Origin of the sequence: Halogranum amylolyticum (assembly GCF_900110465.1) — an archaeon.
Lineage (GTDB): Archaea > Halobacteriota > Halobacteria > Halobacteriales > Haloferacaceae > Halogranum > Halogranum amylolyticum.
Map to the genome: position 1 here is coordinate 189,097 of NZ_FODV01000001.1, position 23,263 is coordinate 212,359.

At 65.0% G+C, this 23,263-nt stretch carries 20 protein-coding genes and 1 pseudogene; 10 read left to right on the forward strand and 11 right to left on the reverse strand.

Translation table 11 applies throughout. The annotated features are described in order from the left end of the window. The first annotated feature begins 56 nt into the window (after positions 1–56). On the forward strand, positions 57–515 hold the full coding sequence (locus BSG17_RS00880) for a CopD family protein (protein ID WP_089820584.1): 459 nt from the start codon (positions 57–59) through the stop codon (positions 513–515). 3 nt (positions 516–518) lie between these two features. On the opposite strand, the gene BSG17_RS00885 is transcribed toward BSG17_RS00880, so the two are convergent. The 7 genes and pseudogenes from BSG17_RS00885 to BSG17_RS00915 all read right to left on the reverse strand — a co-directional run bounded on the left by BSG17_RS00885 (position 519) and on the right by BSG17_RS00915 (position 7,858). Beyond that, on the reverse strand, positions 519–1,448 hold the full coding sequence (locus BSG17_RS00885; protein ID WP_089820585.1) for a calcium/sodium antiporter: 930 nt from the start codon (positions 1,446–1,448) through the stop codon (positions 519–521). Between the two features lie 132 nt (positions 1,449–1,580). Continuing rightward, entirely contained in the window at positions 1,581–1,808 is a 228-nt protein-coding gene (locus BSG17_RS00890; RefSeq protein ID WP_244531459.1) for a hypothetical protein, read from the reverse strand. Between the two features lie 50 nt (positions 1,809–1,858). Beyond that, entirely contained in the window at positions 1,859–2,329 is a 471-nt protein-coding gene (locus tag BSG17_RS00895; RefSeq protein WP_244531460.1) for an ArsR/SmtB family transcription factor, read from the reverse strand. 191 nt (positions 2,330–2,520) lie between these two features. Beyond that, a complete protein-coding gene (gene glmS, locus BSG17_RS00900; RefSeq protein ID WP_089820587.1) occupies positions 2,521–4,338 on the reverse strand; it encodes a glutamine--fructose-6-phosphate transaminase (isomerizing) in 1,818 nt (605 codons plus the stop codon). Positions 4,339–4,779: 441 nt separating this feature from the next. After that, a pseudogene (locus BSG17_RS00905) lies at positions 4,780–6,100 on the reverse strand (RNA-guided endonuclease InsQ/TnpB family protein). A gap of 214 nt (positions 6,101–6,314) precedes the next feature. Beyond that, positions 6,315–6,866, reverse strand: coding sequence for a DUF7344 domain-containing protein (locus BSG17_RS00910; RefSeq protein WP_089820588.1), 552 nt, complete (start codon positions 6,864–6,866; stop codon positions 6,315–6,317). A 461-nt stretch (positions 6,867–7,327) separates the two neighbouring features. Next, positions 7,328–7,858: a DUF7344 domain-containing protein gene (locus tag BSG17_RS00915; protein WP_089820589.1), complete on the reverse strand. Its 531-nt coding sequence runs from the start codon at positions 7,856–7,858 to the stop codon at positions 7,328–7,330. Between the two features lie 296 nt (positions 7,859–8,154). On the opposite strand from BSG17_RS00915, the gene BSG17_RS00920 reads away from it, so the two are divergent. From BSG17_RS00920 to BSG17_RS00930, 3 genes are all read left to right on the forward strand, one after another. Continuing rightward, a complete protein-coding gene (locus BSG17_RS00920) occupies positions 8,155–8,430 on the forward strand; it encodes a PadR family transcriptional regulator (protein WP_089821000.1) in 276 nt (91 codons plus the stop codon). Between the two features lie 434 nt (positions 8,431–8,864). Further along, positions 8,865–9,902 (forward strand): glycosyltransferase family 2 protein, encoded by a 1,038-nt coding sequence (locus BSG17_RS00925; protein ID WP_089820590.1) that lies wholly within the window; start codon positions 8,865–8,867, stop codon positions 9,900–9,902. Positions 9,903–10,566: 664 nt separating this feature from the next. Next, the gene (locus BSG17_RS00930) at positions 10,567–11,550 is read left to right on the forward strand and encodes a hypothetical protein (protein WP_089820591.1); all 984 of its coding nucleotides are present in this window, start codon (positions 10,567–10,569) and stop codon (positions 11,548–11,550) included. A 308-nt stretch (positions 11,551–11,858) separates the two neighbouring features. On the opposite strand, the gene aglF is transcribed toward BSG17_RS00930, so the two are convergent. After that, on the reverse strand, positions 11,859–12,608 hold the full coding sequence (gene aglF, locus BSG17_RS00935) for a UTP--glucose-1-phosphate uridylyltransferase AglF (protein WP_089820592.1): 750 nt from the start codon (positions 12,606–12,608) through the stop codon (positions 11,859–11,861). 273 nt (positions 12,609–12,881) lie between these two features. Between aglF and BSG17_RS00940 the strand changes: the two genes are divergently transcribed. The 3 genes from BSG17_RS00940 to BSG17_RS00950 all read left to right on the forward strand — a co-directional run bounded on the left by BSG17_RS00940 (position 12,882) and on the right by BSG17_RS00950 (position 15,715). Continuing rightward, entirely contained in the window at positions 12,882–14,015 is a 1,134-nt protein-coding gene (locus tag BSG17_RS00940) for a site-2 protease family protein (protein WP_089820593.1), read from the forward strand. Positions 14,016–14,092: 77 nt separating this feature from the next. Next, a complete protein-coding gene (locus BSG17_RS00945) occupies positions 14,093–14,953 on the forward strand; it encodes an extracellular solute-binding protein (RefSeq protein ID WP_089820594.1) in 861 nt (286 codons plus the stop codon). A 78-nt stretch (positions 14,954–15,031) separates the two neighbouring features. Next, positions 15,032–15,715, forward strand: a complete 684-nt coding sequence (locus tag BSG17_RS00950; RefSeq protein WP_089821001.1) for a haloacid dehalogenase type II — start codon at positions 15,032–15,034, stop codon at positions 15,713–15,715. Between the two features lie 156 nt (positions 15,716–15,871). Here BSG17_RS00950 and BSG17_RS00955 read toward each other — a convergent pair whose 3' ends face one another. From BSG17_RS00955 to BSG17_RS00965, 3 genes are all read right to left on the reverse strand, one after another. Then, a complete protein-coding gene (locus tag BSG17_RS00955) occupies positions 15,872–16,789 on the reverse strand; it encodes a hypothetical protein (protein WP_089820595.1) in 918 nt (305 codons plus the stop codon). Between the two features lie 94 nt (positions 16,790–16,883). Next, the gene (locus tag BSG17_RS00960) at positions 16,884–18,176 is read right to left on the reverse strand and encodes a DCC1-like thiol-disulfide oxidoreductase family protein (protein ID WP_089820596.1); all 1,293 of its coding nucleotides are present in this window, start codon (positions 18,174–18,176) and stop codon (positions 16,884–16,886) included. Next, positions 18,173–18,913: a hypothetical protein gene (locus BSG17_RS00965; protein ID WP_089820597.1), complete on the reverse strand. Its 741-nt coding sequence runs from the start codon at positions 18,911–18,913 to the stop codon at positions 18,173–18,175. The genes BSG17_RS00960 and BSG17_RS00965 overlap by 4 nt, the downstream gene beginning before the upstream one ends. A gap of 451 nt (positions 18,914–19,364) precedes the next feature. Between BSG17_RS00965 and BSG17_RS00970 the strand changes: the two genes are divergently transcribed. From BSG17_RS00970 to BSG17_RS00980, 3 genes are all read left to right on the forward strand, one after another. Beyond that, entirely contained in the window at positions 19,365–20,609 is a 1,245-nt protein-coding gene (locus BSG17_RS00970; protein WP_170864677.1) for a glycoside hydrolase family protein, read from the forward strand. Position 20,610: 1 nt separating this feature from the next. Then, entirely contained in the window at positions 20,611–21,585 is a 975-nt protein-coding gene (locus BSG17_RS00975) for a hypothetical protein (RefSeq protein ID WP_089820598.1), read from the forward strand. Between the two features lie 115 nt (positions 21,586–21,700). Next, positions 21,701–23,248, forward strand: a complete 1,548-nt coding sequence (locus BSG17_RS00980; RefSeq protein ID WP_139246536.1) for a right-handed parallel beta-helix repeat-containing protein — start codon at positions 21,701–21,703, stop codon at positions 23,246–23,248. Positions 23,249–23,263: the final 15 nt, after the last annotated feature.

The following is a 23,263-nucleotide window of genomic DNA, read 5'->3' on the forward strand; positions in this document are numbered from 1 at the left end:
GTCACGCAATCCGTCGAAATCGGCCGTACTAAGTGCCGAGCCTCCAAGGAGCCGCTATGGCAGTGATCGACGCCGCGATGGCCAGTGCCCATCTCCTCTTCGCCGGACTGTGGACCGGGAGTGTGCTGTTCACCAGCTACGCCGTCCTCCCGACGGCCGCGAGCGGCGACATCGACGTCGCACCGCTCGAGACCATCGTCGGCAAACTGACGACCGTCTCGCGGGCGAGTGCGCTCTTCTTGCTCCTCTCGGGCGGCCATCTCGCCGGGACGCGCTACACGGCCGAGTCGCTGTTCGGGAGTCCGCGAGGCCACCTCGTGCTCGCGATGGTCGTGCTGTGGTTCGTCCTCGCGGCGCTCGTCGAGATCGGTGCGAGCAAACTGCGTGACGGTCTCGACGAGCGGAAGGTTCGGACGCCCGCCCGCGACGCCCGCCGCCTGTTCACCGCCGCCGCAGTGGTCGCGCTCCTCCTCCTCGTCGACGCCGGCCTCCTGCTCGGCGGCGTCCCGCTCTGAGGCTCACCCGAAGCCGAGCAGCCAGCGGACGACCTCCGACCCCAACAGCGCGCCGCCTTCGACCCGCGAGAGCCGACGGCCCGTCCACAGCGTCACGAGGAAGACGGCGACGAGTGCGAGCAGCCACAGCATCCCGCCGAAGGCGGCGGCCGTCACCGAGAGCGGTTCGACGAGCGCCGCGAGGCCAAGCACGCCGAACAGGTTGACGACGTTGCTCCCGATGACGTTGCCGAGCGAGAGCCCCGACCGTCCGCGGAGGGCGGCGAGGAGCGAGACGACCAGCTCGGGGGTCGACGTGCCGACGGCGACGATCGTCGCGCCGATCGTCCACTCGGAGATGCCGAACGAGCGCGCGATCGTCGTGGCAGCGTCGACGAGCAGCGCGCCGCTGCCGATGACGACGACGAGGCCGACGACGAGTTTGCCGGCCGTGCGGGCGAGTTGCCCCTCGGTCGTCGCCTCGGGGCCGCCGCGCGGACTCTCGCCGTGGTTCCGGAACAGTGACCAGAGATACAGGAGCCAGAGAGCGAGGAGCAGTCCGCCCTCCAGTCGTGACACGCGTCCGTCGACGGCGGCGACCGTCGCGATCACCGTCGTCCCGACGAGGACGACCCCGTCGCGTCTGACGAGCGACCGCGAGACGGGGAACGCGCGGACGAGCGCAACGACGCCGAGGACGACGGCGATGTTGACGATGTTCGACCCGACGACGTTGCCGACGGCGAGATCCGTGTGACCGGTGGCGACGGCGTCGAGCGTCACGACGACTTCGGGGAGCCCCGTCCCGAACGCGACGATCGTGAGGCCGACGACGAGTTCGGAGATGCCGAAACGACGCGCCAGCGCGGAGGCACCGGTGACGAGCCACTCGGCACCGAGCCAGAGCCCGAGGATACTCCCGGCCAGCGACGCGACAGCCCACAGGAGCTCCATCAGTCGTACCGTGACAGCGCGCTACCTTCGAAGGTGTACCTACGCATAACTGTGCAGAAGGAGGTTCTCCCGGTGTATCATCTTTTCTGTATGGCGATTCAGGTCGCTTCGTCTCCGCTCTCGGCGAACCGATCAGATGTCGAGGTCGCGGAACGCCTCGATATCGGGAAGTTCCTTCACCCCCTGGTTGACGCCGGCGTACTCGCCGGTCTCGGCCGCTCTCTCGAACGCCTCGACGTTCGGATACTCACGGAAGGTGAGCACCTTGCCGTCTTCGACCATGAACACGACCTCCGTCGTGCTGTCGAGGTACTCGTACTGATCTGCCTTCTTCGGCGGTTTGATCTCGTCGTCTTTCACGGTATATGTTGCCACTGATCACACATGAACGTGTGCTTCGTTCGTCTCGCTTACAGGTACTGGTCGAGGAACGTCCGGAACGTGTCGTCGTCAAGCGTGAACGAGACCTGGACGCTGTTCTCCTTCGGGTCGTACTGGACTCCGTCGAGATCGATCGTCTGCCTGACCGTCCGGATCGCGTCGGCGAACTCGTCGTCCGACCCCGACTCCGTCGCGATGCCGTCTTCGCTCACGCGAACGGTGACGCTGTCCATCGTCGTCCGGTAGGCTCCCTTGGTCACGATGCCCGCCTCGAACTGGGTACACTTCTCGACGAGTCCGAGATCGTGGAGCTGGCGGAGTCGACGGTAGACGGTCGCCTCGGAGACGTCGCACTGTGCGGCGAACTCTTCGACGGTGACGACCCGTTGCTTGCCGAGACGGAGTATCTCGCGGGCGACGGCGTCGCCGAGGATGTCGAGAACGGCGGTCGAATCGACACCGTTCGATCCGTCGGCGCTGTCGGCCTGGTCGTCAGTCATTGACACACGAGGTAATAGTCCGCATAACGGCTTAATCAATCGCATCCTTCCGTCCGTTCAACGGGTGGTTTAGTCAGGTGACGCCGTCGACTGTCTCGAGCGCCGGAGACGGTCGTCGACGGGGGACCGCGGGCGGTCGGCCGGGGAGCGTACCGGACGGGTTGGACTCCTTACCACCGTCCGGACGGGTCTCACTCGACGGTGACGCACTTCGCGAGGTTCCGCGGCTTGTCGATGGGACGGCCGAGTCGGTTCGCCGCGTGGTAGGCGACCAGTTGGAGTTGGACGTTGGCCGGGACGCCCGCGAGGTCGGGGTGAGTGGGCGGTATCGCCAGCACCGCGTCGGCGACGTCGACGACGTCGCCGTCGGTGTGGCTGGTGACGGCGACGACCGGTGCGCCGCGAGCCTGCACCTCTTTGACGTTGTTGAGCGTCATCTCGTCGTCGCGACCCGTGAAGACGGCGAACACCGGCGTTCGCTCGGTGACCAGCGCGAGCGGGCCGTGTTTCAGTTCGGAGGCGGCGAACCCCTCGGCGTGCTCGTAGGAGATCTCCTTGAACTTTAGCGCCCCCTCCAGTGCGACCGGATGCGCCACCCCGCGGCCGATGAAGAAGTACGCCTCGCTGCCGGCGTACGCCTCCGCGACGTCGGCCGCCGTCGACGTGTCGAGGACGGCCTGGACGTCGCCGGGCAGTCGTGCGACCGACTCGAGGAGCTCGCGGCTCTCGGCGCTGGCCGTCCCCGTGATATCCGCCGTGATCCGTTCGCAGAGCAACAGCAGCGCGGTCACCTGCGAGGAGAACGTCTTGGTGGCGGCGACGCCGATCTCGGGACCGGCCCGGATGAGCAGGCTGTCGTCGCACTCGCGAGTGATCGACGAGGCGACGACGTTCGTCACCGCCAGCGTCCGTGCACCGGCGCTGCGCGCCCGCCGGACGGCGTCTAGCGTGTCGGCGGTCTCACCGCTCTGTGAGACGGCGACGACGAGCGTCGACTCCGTCACCGGCGGTTGCGAGAGACTGTACTCGCCGGCCATGAACGCGTAGGCCGGCACGCCCCGCGTGGCGAACAGTGAGGCCGCGTACATCGCGGCGTGGTAGGAGGTGCCCATCCCGACCAGATGGAGCTGGGTGACGTCGGCGAATCGACCCGGTTCGAACTCCTCGAAATCGACGCTCCCGGCGAGCGCGTTCACCCGTCCCTGTGTGGTCCGCCGCAGCGCCTCGGGCTGCTCGTGAATCTCTTTGTGCATGTAGTGGTCGTAGCCGGACTTTCCGGCCGTCTCCGGGTCCCAGTCGACCGTCTCCAGCGGGCGTTCGACGGCGTAGCCGTCGGCGTCCGTGAGTTCGACGCCGCCGGCCGTGATTCGCACGAAGTCGCCGTCGTGGAGGTAGCGAACGCGGTCGGTGTACTCGACGAACGCCGGGACGTCGCTCGCGAGGAACCACTCGTCGTCGCCCTCCCCCAAGACGAGCGGCGATCCCATCCGGGTGGCGTAGATCGCCTGCTCCTCGTCGAAGATGGCCGCGATGGCGTAGGTGCCGTCGAGTGTCGCGATCGCCGCCCGGAACGCCTCCACATTGGACGCGCCGCCGTCAAGTTCCTCCTCGATGAGGTGGGGGACGACCTCCGTGTCGGTGTCGCTGGCGAAGTGGTGTCCCCGGCGCTGGAGCCCGTCTTTCAGAGCGGCGTAGTTGTCGATGATACCGTTGTGGACGACAGCGACGGTGCCGCGCTCGTCGGTGTGTGGGTGGGCGTTGCAGTCGGTCGGCGGTCCGTGAGTGCTCCAGCGGGTGTGACCGATACCGACGGTCCCCCGCAGACGCTTCTCGTCGACCTGCTCGCAGAGCAGTTCTACCTCGCCGGCACATTTGACGAGCCCGATACCGTGGCCGTTCTGGAGCGCGATGCCGGCCGAGTCGTAGCCGCGGTACTCCAGTCGCTTCAGCCCGGTGAGGAGCGGGTCGAGGCTGCCGTCGGCGCGGAGACAGGCGGTGATGCCACACATCAGTACACCACCTCCGATCCGTCGGTGACGACGACACCGTCGCCGACGCGGACCCCCTCGTCCCCGAGCACGATCGTCTCCGCGGTCACGGTCATTGTCGCCCTCCCACAGCGGACGACGGACGGATTGCTACGGTCATACTGTGGAGAGGGTGAGCGAGTCGCTTTGTTATAAGGTGGCTGAACACTCCCGGTTTGGGGTTAGTCACTCGCTCACTCACGACACACGAGGGCGGACTCGACCGGTGTCGTCGTGGACGCCGTCCGTCGGTTCGACCGGACGAACAACGGTCACTTACCGGCGGTCGTCGCCGACTACCGCTCGATCGGACACTGCTCGCTGTCGACGAGTCGCCGACGGTCGCGGGCGAGGCGAGAACGTGCGGGACATGACATCCTCCTCGCCGTCAACGGCGAGGTTTCCTCACGCTGGGGGTATCGCTTACCGACCCACGGAGGCAACTTGCGGGTTTGTATGCTCCTCGTTGGGACGGAGAGAGCGTGGTGACTCCAACCAGTCGTGGTTGTCCCACTTGAGGCATACAGGCCGTGCCATCGACCGTGTTACCGTCGTCTGCCGTTGACGAGACACGGAGTGTCTCGTTCGCCAATCAGAACTCAGAGAGTTCTGATGACGTCTCAGGAACGTCTCTGACGCCGTGAGGTCTGCGTGTCCCTCGAATCCACACGGGCACGTCAGCGTGTCCTGATGTCGAATTGTGTCCTCTGTCGACCCACAGTTGGGACACTCCTGACTCGTCCACGCCTCAGACCGAACCTCGACCGAGATGCCGTATTCCTCGGCAGTACACGCCAGCCTGTTCACGAATGCTCGGAACGCCCAGAAACTGTGTGTCTTCGCGTTCGTCTCCACCGACCAGTGTGTCTCGAGTACGTCCGTTAACGCCCCGACGTACACCGTGGAAACGCCATCGTCATACAGGCGTTCGATAAGGTCACGAGCGAGCGCGTCCTGTGCGTGATCGCGTCGCTTGGTACGTCGATCGTACAGACGTCGGATACGGTGACTACTGTCTCGTCCTTCTTCCAAGAGCGATTTCTCGTGTCGTCTCACGGAACCGCTCGAACAGGTCTCGTCCTTCGTACAGATACTGCTTGCCGGTCGTGGTTGTACAAGCGACGAGATTGTTCGCACCAATATCCAGAGCGGATTCTTCCGAATCCAGTGGTTGTGCCAATCGAGAATTATCGATGGTGACTGGCTGAAAGGCCCTGAATGTTTGTGCTTGCTCGTCGTAGAACAACTCCAACCGACCCTGCTTCTCGTATTCCTTCCAGTTTGGGTCGCCACGGACTTCGAGTCGGAGGCGTTCGCAGTATCCCAAGCCGTATTCGTCTTTCAGGTCTTGGCCGACGTGAATTTCGAGTCGGGAGTATTCGCCCCATTGAACAGAATATGAGGTGTTTCGGATGTACGTGCGGAGGTCGCGTCCTTCGCGTTCGTTGCCCCAGTATCCTGGCTTGCCGTTGGCTTCACCTTTCTTCTTGAGTGCAAAGAACGAGTTCCACGCTTCACGATTCTTGCGCTCGATTTGCTGAACCGTCGAAGCGCCGAGAACACCGCCGTAACGACCGCGATACTCACTGATGTCCCAGACGGAGACGTCTGGGTTGGCATAATTCTCACGGCGCTCGTAGTTGATCTCGTTCCAGAGAGCAGCAGAAGCGTCCAACATGCGTCGAAGTAACTCCTCGTCCTCGTCGGACTGTGGAATCACGTCAAACGTGTTGGCTCGCTTCATCAACTACTGGTTGTAATTAAAATGACAAGAAAGTTTGGGGGGAGAGGATACCCCAGAGTAAGTGTCGAGCGTAGTTTGTGTTGTAGAGTGTCGGATTCATGCCCGCCCTAAAGGGCGGGACTCTCTCCTTGAGTCAGGTAGCCGATACGACGTCGTGAGCGACGCTCCGTGCGTGAGATCGACAAAAGCGTGTCGCCCGGTCGTCTGTGGCCGGTCAGACACCGACCGCCTCGGTGACGGCGAACAGGAGAAGCGCGACGGTGCTGACGACCGCCCACCCCGCGGCGGGGAGCGCAGACAGGACGGGTGCGCCTACGAGTCCGGCGATGACTAGCAGGGCGACGGTCGCCGCGGCGCCCATCCGCAGCTCGACGTTCGGGTCGGAGGCGACGACGTCGTCGTCGAGGTACGGATCGAGGAGTTCGGCGGCCGGGAGCAGTTCGATCGTCCCGCGGTCCTTGTCGAAGTCGACGACGCCGAAGTTTGCCATCTTCGGGAGATGACACTGATAGAGGCCGATGTACACGCGCTTGCGTTGACTCGAGGAGAGGGCGCTGACGTCGATGCCGTTCTCCTTGGCCGCGATGAACTCGGACATGTCGCTGAGATTCACTTCCCCGCCGTTCTCCTTGAGAAAGGAGAGAGCATCCCGCCGGCGTTGGTTCTTCAGGATCTCGAAGAGTTCGTCCTTCGAGAGTGTCGGTTCGGTCGCTTGTCTGTCGGCGCTTCTGCTAACGGTTCGTGAGCGTATCGTTTGGAGTTCCATTTCCCTTCCCCTTGGCTGGTGGCCGTGTCCTCATCAGGGCGCCGTCGTCGGAGGCCGACGAGTGACCGATAAACATCCCGTTTTCCGAAATGTTCTGTACGTTCGGGCGTCTGCCCTGTTGTTCCCCAACAGCTACTCACGTTGTTCGTCATACATAATTAAATCGTTGACTATTAACTGCATACGTTGATTGATTCGTGCTCTAATACTCATATTTTGATTTTCCCAAATGAGAAAGAAACACTGTCGGCAGAGACTGTACGTCGAGGATACTGTCGGAGTTCCGCGGTCGAGCGTGTTTCTCCGTTCGAGCGTTCGTTTGGCGTTTCGAGAGACGAGTCACGCAGAAAGAGCGTCTCTCTGGCTATCGTATCTGGCCGAAATCGCCCGGTGAACCGAACGGTAACGTCGCTTAGTCCGGCACTACTCGCCCCCTCGACGACGTCGACGGCGCGTGCCGGTCAGTCGACGAGCGACAGGAGGCACTTCCGTGTGAACGTTCGGGTTCGACGGAGGTACTGCCCGATGACGAGGCCCGCGAGTGCGAGCGAGACGACGAGGAGGAAACCGCTGGCACCGCCGGCCCCGACGACTCCCCCGAGCGAGAACACGACGCCGCCGAGCGCACAGACCAGCGCGACGACGGCGTATCCGACGAGCCACCTGTCTGCGGTCGCCTCGACGCAGTGTGCCTCAAGCGCGCGTCTGTCGATCGAGAGCGTCCGTTCGCTCTCGTCGTACTCGATCAATCCGCTCTCGGTCAGCGTCGGGAGATGCGTCTGGTACAACGAGACGTAGACACGCTGGCGTTCTTCGTCCGTGAGAGCTTCGGGGGTCGTCCCCTCCTCCTCGGCCGCGATCAGCCTGGCGAGCTCCTTCAGATCGACCGGGTCGTTCGTCCGATACAGGTGGCGGATGATGAACCGCCGACGGGAGTTGCCCAGTATCTGGAAGAGTGCGTCCGTCGAGAGCCGCCCCCCGTCGGCTGTCATCGGCGGCCGTACCCTCGACGGACGCAGTTCGATTCGTCCTCGTCTTGTTCGCTCGGAGTCATTGTTACTAGAAAAGCAGCAGTTGACTTGGTTATAATCGAGCTATTTCTCCGTTCGTGACGCCTGACGAGGTGTGTCCCCGTCCTGTCTTTCACTTTCCGAGTACAGTCTCGTCAGTTCGTCTCTCTGTTTAATCGTTCGTTCTCCAGAGTCGTTGCAGACGAAGTCGACTGCGGCGGCGAGTTCGTGGGTGGCTAACAATATCCGATGCCGTGCAACTCTGTTGTCAGATGAGTCTGTTCGAACTGACCGGCTTCCAACGTGACCTGCTGTACGTCATCGCGGGAGCGGACAAACCCTCGGGGCAGATGGTGAAAGAACGCATTGAACAAGATATCGGTGAGGTCAAACACGGACGGCTGTACCCAAACCTCGACACGCTCGTCGACCGCGGGTACGTCAACAAAGGCCAACACGACCGACGAACGAACTTCTACGAGATCTCCGAAGAGGGGTTACAGGCGCTCCGCGAGCGACGGTCCTGGGAGAGTCAGTTTCTCGACGAAGAGTGACGTCGGCGGACGTCTCACTCGTCACCGGGAACGTCCGTCGAACGGGGTGAGCCACTCACGCGTAGGTCACGAGACACCGGCCGCCGGTCGATCGACGCTTCCCTCGCAGTCCGTCCGACGACAGCGACGCTGCCGACCCTGCCGGACGTGCCGTCCGGCAGTTCGGGACGGCCGTCCGGTCACACCGGTCGTCGACGGACGGCGACTCTTTCCGCTGAACACTGTCCCGTCACTCGGTTATACGGTCCCGTCCGCAGGGAAGCCGCCGTATAACAAAGAGTCACACACCGATATAGTCTCTCACAGAAGCACTCCCTCCGACAACGGGCGTCGCTGCTGACTTACGACCTCGATGATTCCACCCTACCTACCGACGAGATCCACGAGCATCGACCGACAACCGTCACGCCACGCGTCTCCGGGAGTGGTGTGAGATGTACAGAGGACACACCGTCGCCGTCGTCGTCCCCGCGTACAACGAAGCTGAGTTCGTGGGCGAGGTCATCGACACCCTGCCTACGTTCGTCGACCGTGCGTACGTCGTCGACGACCACTCTCGAGACGGCACGTGGGACGTTATCTGTCACCACGCTCGCGCCGCCAACGTGACGCGGCGGTCGTTACGAGCGGACGGTTGGGCCGAACCGGCGGAGCAGAAGACGACGGAGTTCGTCACGCCGATCCGCAACGAGCGGAACCGCGGCGTCGGCTACTCCATCACGACCGGCTATCGACGTGCGCTCGCCGACGGGGCCGACGTCGTCGCCGTCATGAACGGGGACGGACAGATGGACCCGGCCGTCCTCCCTCGCATCCTCGATCCGGTCGTCGGTGGACTGGTCGACTACGCGAAGGGGAACCGGCTCCGCGAGAGCCCGCGACGGCTCGGGATGAGTTCGTGGCGGCTGTTCGGAAACTGGACGCTGACGTTCCTCTCTCGCGTCTCGAGCGGCTACTGGCACGTGTCGGACTCACAGAACGGCTACACTGCCATCTCTCGCCACGCACTCGAGACGATCGACCTCGACGACCTGTACGAACGCTACGGCTTCCTGAACGACCTCCTCGTCAAGCTCAACGTCCACGGCCTCCGAGTCGCGGACGTCTCACACCCGGCGCTGTACGGCGAGGAACGGAGCGGCATCAGCTACCCGTCTTTTATCTCTTCCGTGTCGATTCTCCTCCTCCGGAACTTCCTGTGGCGCCTCAAACAGAAGTACGTCGTCGACCGACTCCATCCAACGGCGCTCTACTACGCGCTCGGCGGGGTCAGCGTCTTCGGCGCCCTGCTCGTCGCACTCGTCTTCGTAGTCGGTGCGCTGGGTGTCGACGGCGTCACCGTCGACGTCTGGCTGGTGCCCGGTGCGCTGGCGACCGGGATCGTCTTCTTCCTCTTGGCGATCGTCTTCGACGCACGGCAGAACGCGCATCTCCAGGAGTTCGTACCGGAGCTATCGAGCAGAGAGCGCTGAACGAACGGCAGGAGCAGTACGGGAGCGCTCGGACGGACCGGTATCGGCGCTCGCGTGACGGCCACCTACGACTGAAGTCGTGGGCTTGAGCAAAGGCCCGCTGAGTCGGGAGAGTTACGGTTTGTATACCGACGGGGTGCTGGCACCGCCACGATACCGTTACTCCTACCCGCGCCATACGGAACGGATCCGGAGGTAGTTGGTTGTTTCACGTTGGTATCAACCCTATTTCGACGGGGCGACCGTCGAACTTCGGATGGGGAATCCGACATTGTCCGATTGCCTCGGTGTGAGCGCGGACGTGCCGCGTCGGATAGCACTCAACACGGGGGTGAACCCGGTCATGGTATCGTGCGGCGATTCATCCACGACTAACGCCGTGGGCTTTCTCGCCGACTCGCTGTAAACCGGAAGACGCGATAGAAACCTGCGACCGATCGTCCGCTCGAGTCAGCTGAGTGTCATAGGACGACCCGCTCCGGTGTCCACCGGTAGCAACGTATTAACATCCCGTAGACCAGGTGCACACCGTCGTTGACGGTTGTTCGATATATTATGCTTATGTTGAAAGTCTGCGATTCAACAATAAATTTCGTCCTCATTCACCTAATTTGATGGGAGGATTATGAGAACATTTATTGGCGGCTTCGCGCAATCCAGAGGTATGGCACGCGAACCGGCAGATGGGTCTCAGCAGCGAGGCGCATCGTCGAGCGAGAAACCGTTTCTTAACAGACGTGAGTACCTCCGACTCGGTGCGACGGCAACCGCAGTCGGGACAGTCAGTGCGGCGACGATGCCAACCTCCGTCGCCGCAGCGAGCTCGACCGACCACGTCTTCAATGATCGATTAAACGCCGTCGACGACCTCGGGATGGATCCTACGGGCGAGGAGGCGATCGACGACGCGTTGACCGAGCTCCCGGACGAGACCCTCGTCGCGTTCCCGGCCGGAGAGTATCTGGTGACGGACGAGATCGAGACCGACGAGGAGAAGCGAGTCGGTATCGAACCGGCCGCCGGCGCGACCGACGACGTCCGCTTCGTCGTCGACGCGTCGTCCGAGGACGCCTCCGAGAGCGAGAGCCCGGGCGTCCTCTCCAGTCGCTCGGACGACGACCTCGCTGCGGACTCGGCCGAACGCGACGCGTCGGCCGACGGTCACGCCGGGTCGACGCTGCTGGTCTATCGGGAGGCGAGTCTTGAACTCCGTCGCGTCGACCTCGCGGACTTCGACTCGGCGACGACGTTCACGGGAGGCAACCCGAAGACGCTGACCATCGTCGGTCCGGACGACGGGGTCGCCAACTACCGGCTCACCGTCTCCGACCGCATCGACGCTCGGGGAGACGAGGGGACACAGCAGTCGGCCGGGTTGCCGTCGACGAGCGTCGAGGACGCGATCGGCGACACGAGACACAGCTACCGCTACACCGGTGAGATCGCGTCGTTCCGACTCGACGGCGAGGCGACCGTCCTGGTCGACGGACAGGAGGTCGTCCCCGAGGAGCTCGCCGCGGACGGTCCGCTCTCTCTCCCGGAGCTGTTGGTGTTCGACGCTCGAGAGGCCGACTCCGGCTACGAGCTGCGCGTCGCTCCGCGTGACGACCGTCCGTTCGACGCCGACCACGTCCAGCGGCGACACTGATAGGGGTTATCGTCGCCAACCGGAACATCAGAGACGCCCGGCGAACCACAGGGTTCGATTCTCGTGGAGAGATTCGACGATAACCCCTATGAGTTCGACCGGTAACGTCGTCGAAACTACCCTCCGAGAGAGAACTCTTCATCACGGACCCGGACGGGTCTCAGGCACTCGCGGGTCCACCGCCGTCTCGAATTGACACGACACGCTCTCGGGACGACCGACTCGATCGAGCGTCGTGGTTCGGCGTGGGCCGTCTACAGCGTCTCCGTCACGTCCGTTCCCATCGCGCTCACCCCGGTCTACGACCGTCAGTCCTCGACGGACTCCGCCTGCGGCGTCGACGTCCGCTCGTCGGCGAGTCGTCGTTCGGCCTCGTCGCGGTTCTCGGGGTAGCCGACGTCGATACGCCACCCGTCCAGCGGGATCGCCACGATGGAGCGGCCGCTCCGGAGCAGGAGGTCGATCGCGTCGGGCAGCTCGTACTCGCCGCGGTCCGACTGTTGCACGAGGTGACACGCGTGGAAGATGGCGGGCGAGAAGGTGTAGAACCCCGTCATCACGAGGTTCGACGGCGGGTCGGCGGGTTTCTCCAGCACCTCGACGATCTCGTCGTCGCCGTTGGTGACGCAGACGCCGTACCGGGAAGCCTCCTCGTAGGGGACCTCCTCGACGAGGAACGCCGCGTCGACGTCCTCCTCCTTCTGCGACTGGACGACGGCGTCGAGGTTCGACCGGAAGACGTTGTCGCCGAGCATCAGCATGAAGTCGCCCTCGACGTGCGTTTCGGCGGTCAGGAGCGCGTGGGCGAGCCCCAACTGCTCGCGCTGGTACGTGTAGGTGATGGGGATGCCCCGGTACTCGTCACCGTAGCGTTCGATGATCTGCTCGGCCCGGTAGCCGACGACGACGATCAACTCCTCGGCACCCAGCGACCGGAGCTCCTCGAAGCAGTGGGTGAGGAGCGGTTCGCCGTCGACGGCGACCAGCGCCTTCGGTCTGTCCTCCGTGAGCGGACGGAGGCGCGTTCCCTTCCCGGCGGCGAGGACGACTGCTTGCATGACAGCCCACACAACGGGCGAGAACGGTATTGTTACACGGCTCGTAACGTGTTTAGAACCATCCGCGCTCTGCAGTCGTCGACAGGTAGTCGCCGACTACCCGGCTCGCGCACCGACGCCGCACTCGACGAGAAGACGGAGACGGCGCCGACCACGGAGACGGGTTTTGAGCGGAAACGTGCTCTCGGCGCTCGCCCTCGTCGGTCGGCGTCTTACACTCGTTCGACTGTCGACCGGCGAACGTGTCAATGCCGGTGCCGCCGTAGAGTCGGTATGCGGAGTTACACGGTCGCTCGGATCTGGGGGATCCCGATCCGGATCAACATCTCGCTCCTCGTCTTCCTCCCGATACTGGCGTGGCTCATCGGCAGCGGCCAGCAGATCGCCCTCTACGTCGGCGTCGTCAACCAGTTCGCGCCCACGCCGCTGGACGTCGCCGTGCTCCGCGCCGGCAACACGCCGTGGGTCGTCGGCGTCACCGCCGCGGTCGGCCTGTTCGTCGGCGTCCTCCTGCACGAACTCGGCCACTCGTGGGTCGCCCGGCGGTACGGCCTCGAGATCGAGTCCATCACGCTCTGGGTGTTCGGCGGCCTCGCGCGGTTCTCCGCCATCCCCCGCGAGTGGGACCGCGAGTTCTGGATCGCCGTTGCCGGACCGGTGACGAGCGTGCTCGTCGGACTCGGCTGCGCCGCCGTCGTCCAGCTCGTCCCGAGTCGGTTCCCCGTTATCGTCTTCGTCTTCGGGTGGCTCGCGGTCGTCAACGTGACGCTCGCGGCGTTCAACCTCCTTCCGGCGTTCCCGATGGACGGCGGTCGCGTCCTCCGTGCGCTCCTCGCCCGCTCGCGTCCCTACGGCGTCGCGACCCGGATCGCCGCCCGCATCGGCGTCGTCTTCGCGCTCCTGTTCGCCGTCGTCGGCGTCGTCGGCTTCAACCCCATCCTCATCCTCGTCGCGCTGTTCGTCTACGGCGCGGCCAAGAGCGAAGCGAGAGTGAGTCTCCTCGACGACCTGCTGGCGGGGTTGACCGTCGCCGACGTGATGGACTCCTCGACGGAGACGCTCTCGGCCGACGACCCCGTCTCGGCGTTCGTCGCGCTGATGCTGCACCGCCGTCGGACGGCGTTCCCGGTCGTCGACGGCGAGTCGGTAGTCGGACTCGTCCGGCTCTCGGATCTCCGCGACCTCTCGCGAGATCAGTACGAGAGCGTCGCCGTCGCCGACGTGATGGGACCGCCGCCGCTCCGCGTCGACGCGAGCGCGGACGCCTTCGACACGCTCGCCGAACTCGGCCAACGAGAGACCGACTACGCGCTGGTCGAAGACGGCGACCGGATCGTCGGCACCGTCTCACAGGAGTCGTTCCTCGCGGCGATCGAGATCCAGCGACGGCTGTCGAGGACGACGTAGCCGTCTCGGTACCGACTTCGGCTTAACCAGTACTAGTTACGAAACAGCTATGTCGAAACCTGAGAGAGTTGCGTAGCATGATGTCGAACCGGCGACGGTTCCTGCGCCGCGTCGCCGCCGGCGGACTCACCGTCGGTACGCTCGGAACGGTCGGTCTGCAGGGCGTCGAGTACGTCACCGGCGGCCCGCGTGAGTCGCAGACGACGCCCGCACGGGCGCTCGTCGCCGGAAGTCTGCTCGTCCTCGCCGACGACGTCGCCGGCGCCGACGTCGAGGCCCACGGCAGTCTGACCGCGCGGAACCTCGTCGTCGACGGCGCACGCGACCCGGACGTGCTCGCGCTGGCCGACCCCGACCTCTTTTCGGGGATCACGGCTGAGACGACGCTCTTCGCGACCAACGCGCTCGTCCTCGCCTACGACCCCGAGTCGAGGTACGCCGACGCGATCGCAGACGACTGGGCGACCGGACTCGCCCGCGAGGGCGTCCGGGTGGGACAGACCGACCCGAAAGCTGACCCACTGGGCTACCGGACGGTGCTCGCGATGCGTCTCGCCGACGACCGGGGACTCGCCGCCGCGGAGCTCCTCGACGACTCGCTGGTCTTCCCCGAGACTGCGCTCATGCGGACGCTCGAGGCGGGGAAGATCGACGCCGCGTTCGTCTACGAGAACATGGCCGTCGAACACGACCTCCCGTTCGTCGACCTCCCCCCCGCCATCGACTTCTCCGACCCCGCACGGGTCGACACGTACGCGACGGTCAGCCTCGACCTCCCCGACCGGACGGTCCGCGGCGCGCCGATCCGCTACGGCGTGACCGCGCTGACCGACGCCGGGGCGGCGTGGGCCGACTCGCTGGCCACCGACCGCGACCGTCTCCGCGACCACGGGTTCACCGTCCCCGACGACTACCCTCTCGTCCAGTCGATCGAGTGACCCAAGGAGACTGATGACAATCGGAAGTCACGGCCGCCACACGATTAATCCGTCGCCGCTTCGATGTCCACGCGAGAGATGTCGTTCACTCCCGAAGACGTAACGACGGTCACGTTCGACTCTTACAGCACGCTCGTCGACGTGGACGCCGCAGAGCAGGCGCTGGCCGAACGCGTCGACGACCCCGAGCCCGTCTCGAAGCTGTGGCGAGCACGCTCGCTGGAGTACACGTTCGTCGGCAACCACATCGACGTCTACGAGCCGTTCTACGAGGTGAACCGCGACGCGCTCCAGTACGCGCTCGACGTCCACGGGGTCGACATCGGTGAGGACGAACGCGACGAGATCCTGGCGGTCTACCACGAGCTCGACGTCTTCGACGACGTCCGCGACGGCATCGAACGCCTCCGCGACGGCGGGTACGACTGCTACGTCGTCTCGAACGGCAACCCCGAGATGCTCGAGTCGATGGTCGACCACGCCGACATCGGCGACCTGCTCGAGGACACGATCAGCGCCGACGAGGTGGAGACGTTCAAACCCGACGCCGAACTGTACCGTCACGCCGCCGCGCGGACCGGCACGCCGATCGACGAGATCGCCCACGTCACGGCGGGGTGGTTCGACGTGATGGGTGCCCAGCACGCCGGGATGCAGGGCGTCTGGGCCGACCGGAAGGGGACGCCGTACGAACCGTTCGACGGCGAACCCGACCTGACCATCGAGACGTTCTACGAGCTGGCCGACGAACTCGGCGTGTAGCCGCGTCGGTCGCCGCTCGCTCGATCCCGCGGTCTCTCCTCCGAAACGTCGCCGTCGCGATCGACTTCGACCTCACGCCTCGACGATGCCGACGGCTCCGCGGGAGTCGGAGTCGTCCACGTCACCCCGAGCGGCGTCTCGCGACGCGCTCGGTCGCTATCCGGAACGGAGCGGCGTCCGGTCGACGGCGAAGTTCCCCTCCAGTCGTGCCTTCGTGTCGAACCCGGCGAAGAAGGCGTCGCCGTAGCTCCGGAACACGTTGTCGCGGACGGACGCCGACTTCGACTCGTGGAGGTTGACCCCCCGCTGGACGTCGTCGTGGTCGTGCCACACCTTCCGGGGCGTCGCGCCGTGGAAGTAGCAGTCGGCGACGGTCAACCCGTGGGCACCCCGCCCGTAGAGTTCGACAGGGTAGTCCTCGCGCCGACCGTTCCCCTCGATGTAGGCGTCTTTGATCGAGATAGCCGGTGACCGGACGTCGATACCGTGACCGTGGTTCAGTTGAGCGGAGCCTCCGAGCATCGACGTCTTGTACCCGTCGAGTCGGAAGCCGACTCCCTTGTTGGCGATGGCCTGACAGCCGAAGAACTGCGTCGCGTGCGGGCCGGCGTCGGTCTCCAAGCGGAAGCCGTCGCCGCTGCAGTTCCACGCCTGGACGTTGAACAGACTCGTTCCGTAGCAGTTGTGGTCGGCGGCGGCGACGGCGACGCCGTCGCCCGCGGCGGTCACGTAGACGTTCGAGAGGGAGGTGTACGGCGCACACCGGATGCGGATACCGGGGGACCCCCCCACTACGGAGAGATTCTGTATCGTGGGTGCCCGTTTATAGGTTCGCGCACCGTGACCCGTAACGTCGACGATCGGCCCCTTCTCGACGTCCTCGTGGCCGATCTGGCTGACCCCGGGACCACAGCCCTCGATGGCGAACGGACGGTCCTCGTCGAAGACTAGGGGGTAGGAGTCGACGTCCGGTTCGTAACCGTTGAGCACGCCGATGTGGGTGGCACCGCCGTCGTACGTCGCCTGGATGGAGTCGCCCTCGTCGATGATGGCGTCGTAGCCGAAGTAGCGCATCAGTCGCGAGTACGCGGTCGACGGTCATCAACGACCGGGCCGACAGACCCGTCAGTCGTCGCCGTTGTCAAGTCTCGCTCGGACCGGCCCGACCTCACAGTTCGGTGTCGAGGTCGACGCTACAGACGAAGTGTCTGCTCCGGTTGGCGGCGACGTACTCGTAGACGCGTTCGCCGACGGCGGCGACCGGCCGGGTACCCATCAGCCAGACGACGGGAGCGAAGACGGCGAGCTGCCGGAGCAGTTCGCGGAACGCCCAGTAGCCGCGATACGGCGTTCCGTCGGCGTCGAAGACGTACATGGCGCTGCTGTAGTCGACGTCCGGTCGGTCCCGGTACCGCGCGGGGAGGTCGGACTGCGAGTAGAACGTCATCGTGTCGTTCACGTCGAGAAGTTCGAACGGGTACAGACTCCGGGCGCAGAAGTAACAGCGTTCGTCGAACACGACGTCGACTGCCCGGTCGCTCGCGAGGTAGCGGTACGCCGCGTCCCACGCGAGAAACAGCATGAAGAAGATGACTGCGTCGCCGAAGAAGATGCCGAGCAGGACGATCGAGGAGAGTTTGAACCCGGTGAGACCGACGAAGAACGGCGTCACCGAGCGCTTCGAGAGGATGGCGACGAGCAGCCCTCCTTCGAGAGCGAGTGTGCTCACCGCGAAGAAGAAGATCAGAAACGGGTAGTTCACGACCTCGTGTGTGAAGGGGAACAGCTGGTCGCGGGTGGTGTGGAAGATGGTGACGATGCGCGAGAGGTTGTACGGCATGAGCCACTCGGGTTGGAACTTCTGGAGGTTCGGGAACAGCTTGTCGAAGGCAGACCCGAAGTAGATAACCCCGAGCACGAGGAGGCTGTACTTCAGCGGGTCCGCACGGAAGCGCCGCGGGCGCGACTCCTTGAGTCGGGAGACGACCGACTCGACGGACTGCCGTCCCGTCCGGCGGACGCCGTCGACGGAGAGTTCGTCCTGCGGGGCGAACAGCGCGAAGAACACGAGGAAGTACACCGGGATGAAGACGGCCGAGCCACCGCCGAACCCGTTCATCGCGAACCGGAGCAGGCCGAGGTGGCCGAGGAGCAACGCGGAGAGGGCGGCCGTCGCTCTGATGCGGTAGCCGACCGCGAAGAGGCAGACGCTGACGACGAGCAGATACTTCTCGACGACGAGCAACTGCGGAAACGCGTACGGGACCAGAAACTCGTACTCCTCGAGTGCGACGAAGGGCACCTGCAGGAACACCCCCCAGTCGATCCAGATCGTCTTCCAAATCGCGTAGAAGGCGACGACGACGCGTGCCATCGCGAGGTTGACCGGCGAGTCGCGGACCGGACTCGCGACGTAGTTGACGTACACCAACCCGAGCGAGCGCAGGCGGTCGCGGTTCACGAGAACGCACCTCCGGGGACGATGGCAGGCGACCGGACGGCGGCCGTTTCCACCGGGTCCACAGCGTCGTCGACGCTGGCGATCTCGACGGTCGTCCCGCGGTCCTCGTAGTACTCGTAGACGAGCGTCTCGGTGTAGGAGGTCACTTCGGTGCCGTCCTCGGCGAACGTCATGTCGACTCGGTACAGCCGTAGTCCGGTGAACTCCGAGTAGTCCGCGACCGTCTCGCGGGTCCACGTGTCGGCCATCGCGTGCCGCGGGAAGTAGAGGAACCGCGTCGGCGAGGGGTTCGTCACCCGTTCGCGGTGGACGGCCGCCCGGTCCAACAGCCACTGGGCCGTCTCGGCGTTCTGGGCGGGCGTGAACTCGTTTTGCATCTTCAGCCGGACGTAGGAGGGGGCGACGCTCCCCGTGTTGAGCGTCGCTTCGTCGTCGTACGTGAGCTCTGCGCCGTCGGCGTCGACGACGCGGAAGACGTACTCCGTCTTCTCGGTCCCGCGAACCTCCGAGAACTTGTGCCACTTGATGACCGGCGCAGGTGTGACGGGGGCGAACAGGTTGACGACGACGAGCAGCGCGAAGAAGCCGGCGAGATAGCTGTTACGGACCGTCCGGTCGTCGCTCAGCGCGATGGCGACCAGTGCGACGAGGAAGAAGCCGACGACGAACGCGGGGACGATGAGGTCGAAGAAGGGTCGCAGCTGGGTGACGAGCCAAGAGAGCGACGCGGAGACCATCACGTCACTCCCTCCATCGCTGGAGGGTCCCGTAGCGGCGTCTGGAGGGTCCCGTAGCGGCGTCGAGTGACCGGTCGCGCGAGGGGTCCGGTCCGGTACTACTCGTGAGACGGTACGTTCGGCTGAGTGTCATACGACTGGTCGTCGACCGTCGACGACATAGTTATCACACCGTTTCCGGTTCGGCGGGCGCAGTTAGTCGCGACATACCCGTGGCGTTCCAACCGTCTGTCGGAACGCCGTGGCTGTGAACACCACGCCGAAGCGAATCACGTCGACTGCTCCGTCTGCCCCCGGCCTCGGACGCGACAGTCGGAGTTGCCGCCGCAGACGACACCGACGGACAGTGATCGAGGGTCCGGCACACACTGCATAACAAAGGGTCTCTCCGCAGTTCTGACACCACGGACGTGCTGCCGAGCGGTCGTTCGGCGGTGCGGAACCACAGGCCATGATACGACTCCCTTCGATCGACGTCCGGACGCGCTCGCGAGCAGTCCGGACGAGAGACGGTACGACGTCCGAATCGCCACACCGAACCGACGAGCTGTCGGTCGGTCTCCTGGCCGACGTGCTCGCGTACGCCCGGCAACGTGACTACACGGGGTACGACTACTTCGACGGGATGAGCAGTCGGCTCCTCCGAGCGCTCCCGGTGGAGAACCAGTGGCTCAACCTCGCGGTCCAAGAGGGGATCAAACGCGCGCCGATCAACGTCAGACCGCTGTTCCTCGTCGAGCGGCGGCAGAGCTTCAAAGGGACCGCGCTGTTCGCGATGGCGAACTTGACCGCCTACGAACACACCGACGACGAACTCTACCTCGCGGAGGCGACGTACCTCGCCGACTGGCTCCTCGACAACCGGAGTACGGGATACAGCGGGTTCTGTGGGGGACACCGCCACGCCATGCAGCAGTTGGACGAACTGCGACCGGCCGAGACGCCGAACGTCATCCCCACCTCCTACGCCGTGAGAGCGTTGCTCCGACTGGCCGCCCACGACGACCGATACGCCGCGGTCGCACGGACGGCGGTCGACTTCCTCCTCGAGGACCTCAAGTACACGGAACTGGACGGCGGCGCGCGAATCGTCTACCAGCCGCACTACACGGGGGAGTTCTACACGCTGAACGGCGGGGCTATCGGCGCACGGATGCTGCTCGACCTCTACGACTACTTCGGCGACGAATCGTACCGCGAGCGGGCCGCCGCGCTGCTCGACTACCTCGCGACGAAACAGACCGACCACGGCGGGTGGCCGTACCGCGACCCGGCGTCGGCATCGCATCTCTCGATGGACAACCACCACAACGGGTTCATCGTCGAGTCGTATCTCCACTACCACGAGGTGACCGGCGAGCAGCGGTACGAGGAGACGCTGTCGAAGGCGCTCTCGTTCTACCGGGAGGTGCTGTTCGACCCTAACGGTGCGCCGAACTGGGACGAGTCGCACTCGTACCCGCGTGACGTCCACGCCGTGGCGCAGGGCGTCCTCGTCTTCACGAAAGCCGGTGACATCGACTTCGCGCGGCGCATTCTCGACTGGGCGCTCGCGAACCTCTACGCCGGCGAGGGACAGTTCTACTACCAGCGACGCCGGTTCTACACGAAGCGGTTCACCCTGATGCGGTGGTGTCAGGCGTGGATGGCGTACGCCGTCGCGGAGTATCTAGCCGCGACGACGGAGGGCGACTGAGATGGACCGTTCGACACTGCTCACGAACCTGAAGCGCCACTGGAACGACCGTTCGTGGTGGCGCGAGATCGGCGTCCCGTACGCCGTCCGGACGGCCGTCGTCCAGCCGTACTTCCGGTATCTCGGCCGCGAGGAAGGTGTCGCCGTCGTCGACGAAGACTGGGACAACCTGCTCCTCCTCGACGCGTGTCGCTACGACATGTTCCGCGAGCACAACACCGTCGAGGGCGAGTTGAGCGCTCGCGTCTCCCGCGGGTCGAACACCGAGGAGTTCCTCCGGCGGAACTTCGGAGAGGGGCGGTTCGACGACGTCGTCTACGTCACGGCGAACCCGCAGGTGAACGTCCGCCTCGACGCCCCCTTCCACGCCGTCGTCTCCGTCTGGAAGGACGCCTGGGACGACGACCTCAACACCGTCCTCCCGGAGGCGATGGTCGACGCGACGCTGGACGCCGCCGAACGCTACCCGGACAAGCGCATCGTCAGCCACTTCGTCCAGCCGCACTACCCGTTCGTGGGCGAGTTCGGACGGACGCTGTTCGAGGACCAGGCCGGCATCGAGCTCTCGCGTCGGCTGGCGACCGGCGACACCGCGGCGAGCGACCACCTCAACGTGTGGGATCTGCTCCAGCGCGGGAAAGTCAGCGAACGGGACGTGTGGGACGCCTACTGCGAGAACCTCCGGATCGTCCTCCCGCACGTCCAGCGTCTCGTCGACGAACTGTCCGGACGGACCGTCGTCACCTCCGACCACGGAAACCTCGTCGGCGAGTACCCCTCGCCGTGTCCCGTCCCGCTGAAGATGTACGGCCACCCGCCGGGGGTGTACGCCGAGAGTCTCGTGAAGGTTCCGTGGCTCGTCGTCGACGGCGAGAGGCGCCGGACCGTGGTCGCAGAGGCGAATCCGACGCGAGGAGACGACGACTCCGACGACGAGGCGACCGAACGACTCCGCGATCTCGGCTATCTCGATTAACGGGAGCTGAAACGGCGTAGTTCGTCGTCGCCGACACTCCTTCTCTCCGGCAACGACACGCTGCTCGACCGTTACAGGCTGTATAACGAAACTCGCACGCAGAGAATCTGCGACTGTGAGTAAAGTGGACCGTCGCCAGTATCTCGGACTCGTCGCCGCCGTAGCGACGGCCGGAGCTCTCGCTGGCTGTTCGGAGATCGCCCGTGAGAGACCCAAGACTCCCACGCGCGGCCCCGGACCCGGACCTGAACCCGGCCCCGTCACGACGAGACCGGGACCGGCCCCCGACCGGTCGGAGCGCGCCGTCCGGTACGGCGTCGAGTTCGACCGCATCCTCGACGCCGTCGCCGACCTCGGGATGGACCCCACGGGGGAGAGACCGATCGACGACGCCTTCGAGTCGTTTCTCGCGCGCCGACGGACGCTGCTCGAGTTCCCGCCGGGCGTCTACCGATTCGACGAGAACCACGCGGTCGAGTCGGTCGACAACCTCGGGATACTGGGCCGTGGTCGCACTCGGAGCGACGTGGTGTTCAGAACGCCCTCGCGGGAGGGTCGGCAGTTCGTCAACGTCAGAGCCGGCGGCGTCGGGTTCCTCCTCGAGAACGTCACCTTCGACCACGGTCCGGGAGACGGGTCGATCGGCAACGTGCTCCGCCTCGACGACAGACTCCGCGTGCAGAACGTCGAACACGTCGGCTTCAACCCCATCGTCCAGAACGGGGCGCTGGACAATCTCAGCCCGCAGATCCTCACGGAGGGGGGTCTCGCCGTCGTCGACAGCTACGTGCGGACGGGCCCGACGCACATCGTCTCACACGGGAGTCTCGACGGGACTGCCAACGCGGGCTGTATCTGGCTCGGCGAGGACCACGTCGGGACGCTCCGCATCCGCAACTGCCACTTCGCGAACACCGGGACGAACGCCATCTACTGCTCGCGTGCCCCGGGACGCGTCGAGGTCGTCGACTGTCGGTTCGAGAACAACAACCAGGCGTCGTTGCGTATCGGCGGCAAGGGGACGCTCGTCCGCGGCTGTACGTTCCGCTTCGACACCGACGACGCACATCGGGAGAACCTCGGCGAGCACATCAACCCCAACGCGATTCTCTGGGAGACGGGCAACAGAGGGCAGCGCGGCGGCGTCATCGAGAGCTGTTCGTTCGTCTACGACTCTGCGCCGGTCAGGACCAACGCGGCGATCTGGGCCGACGGCTCTGCCGGGGCGTTCACGGTGCGAGACTGCCGTTTCAGCATCGACGTCCCCGGCGTGAGAGCGATCCGCGTCGACGACCCGCGACGTCCCCGTCTCGGGAAGACGGCGGCGAGACCGTGGGGAGTGACGCTGACGAACATCGTCGTCGAGGGGCGGACTACGGGATTCGTCCCGATGATCGAGATCAGCGGTCGACCCAACTCCACGCTCGACGGCTGTTGTCTCTCGGTGTCGGACGCGACGCACGTCGTCAAACTCGTCAGCTCGCCGGGGAGTTCGATCCAGAACGTCAACGTCTCCGAGACGGGCGAGTGGCTGACGATCCGACGGCGAGAGTGGTTGATCGCTCAAGAGGGAGAGTTCGTCGTCGACGACGTCTCCTACGAGCAGATCTGTCGAGCGAACGCGATCCAGCGGCCGCCGCCGAACGCGCCGGTACGGCCCTGACGAGAGTCGCTCCCC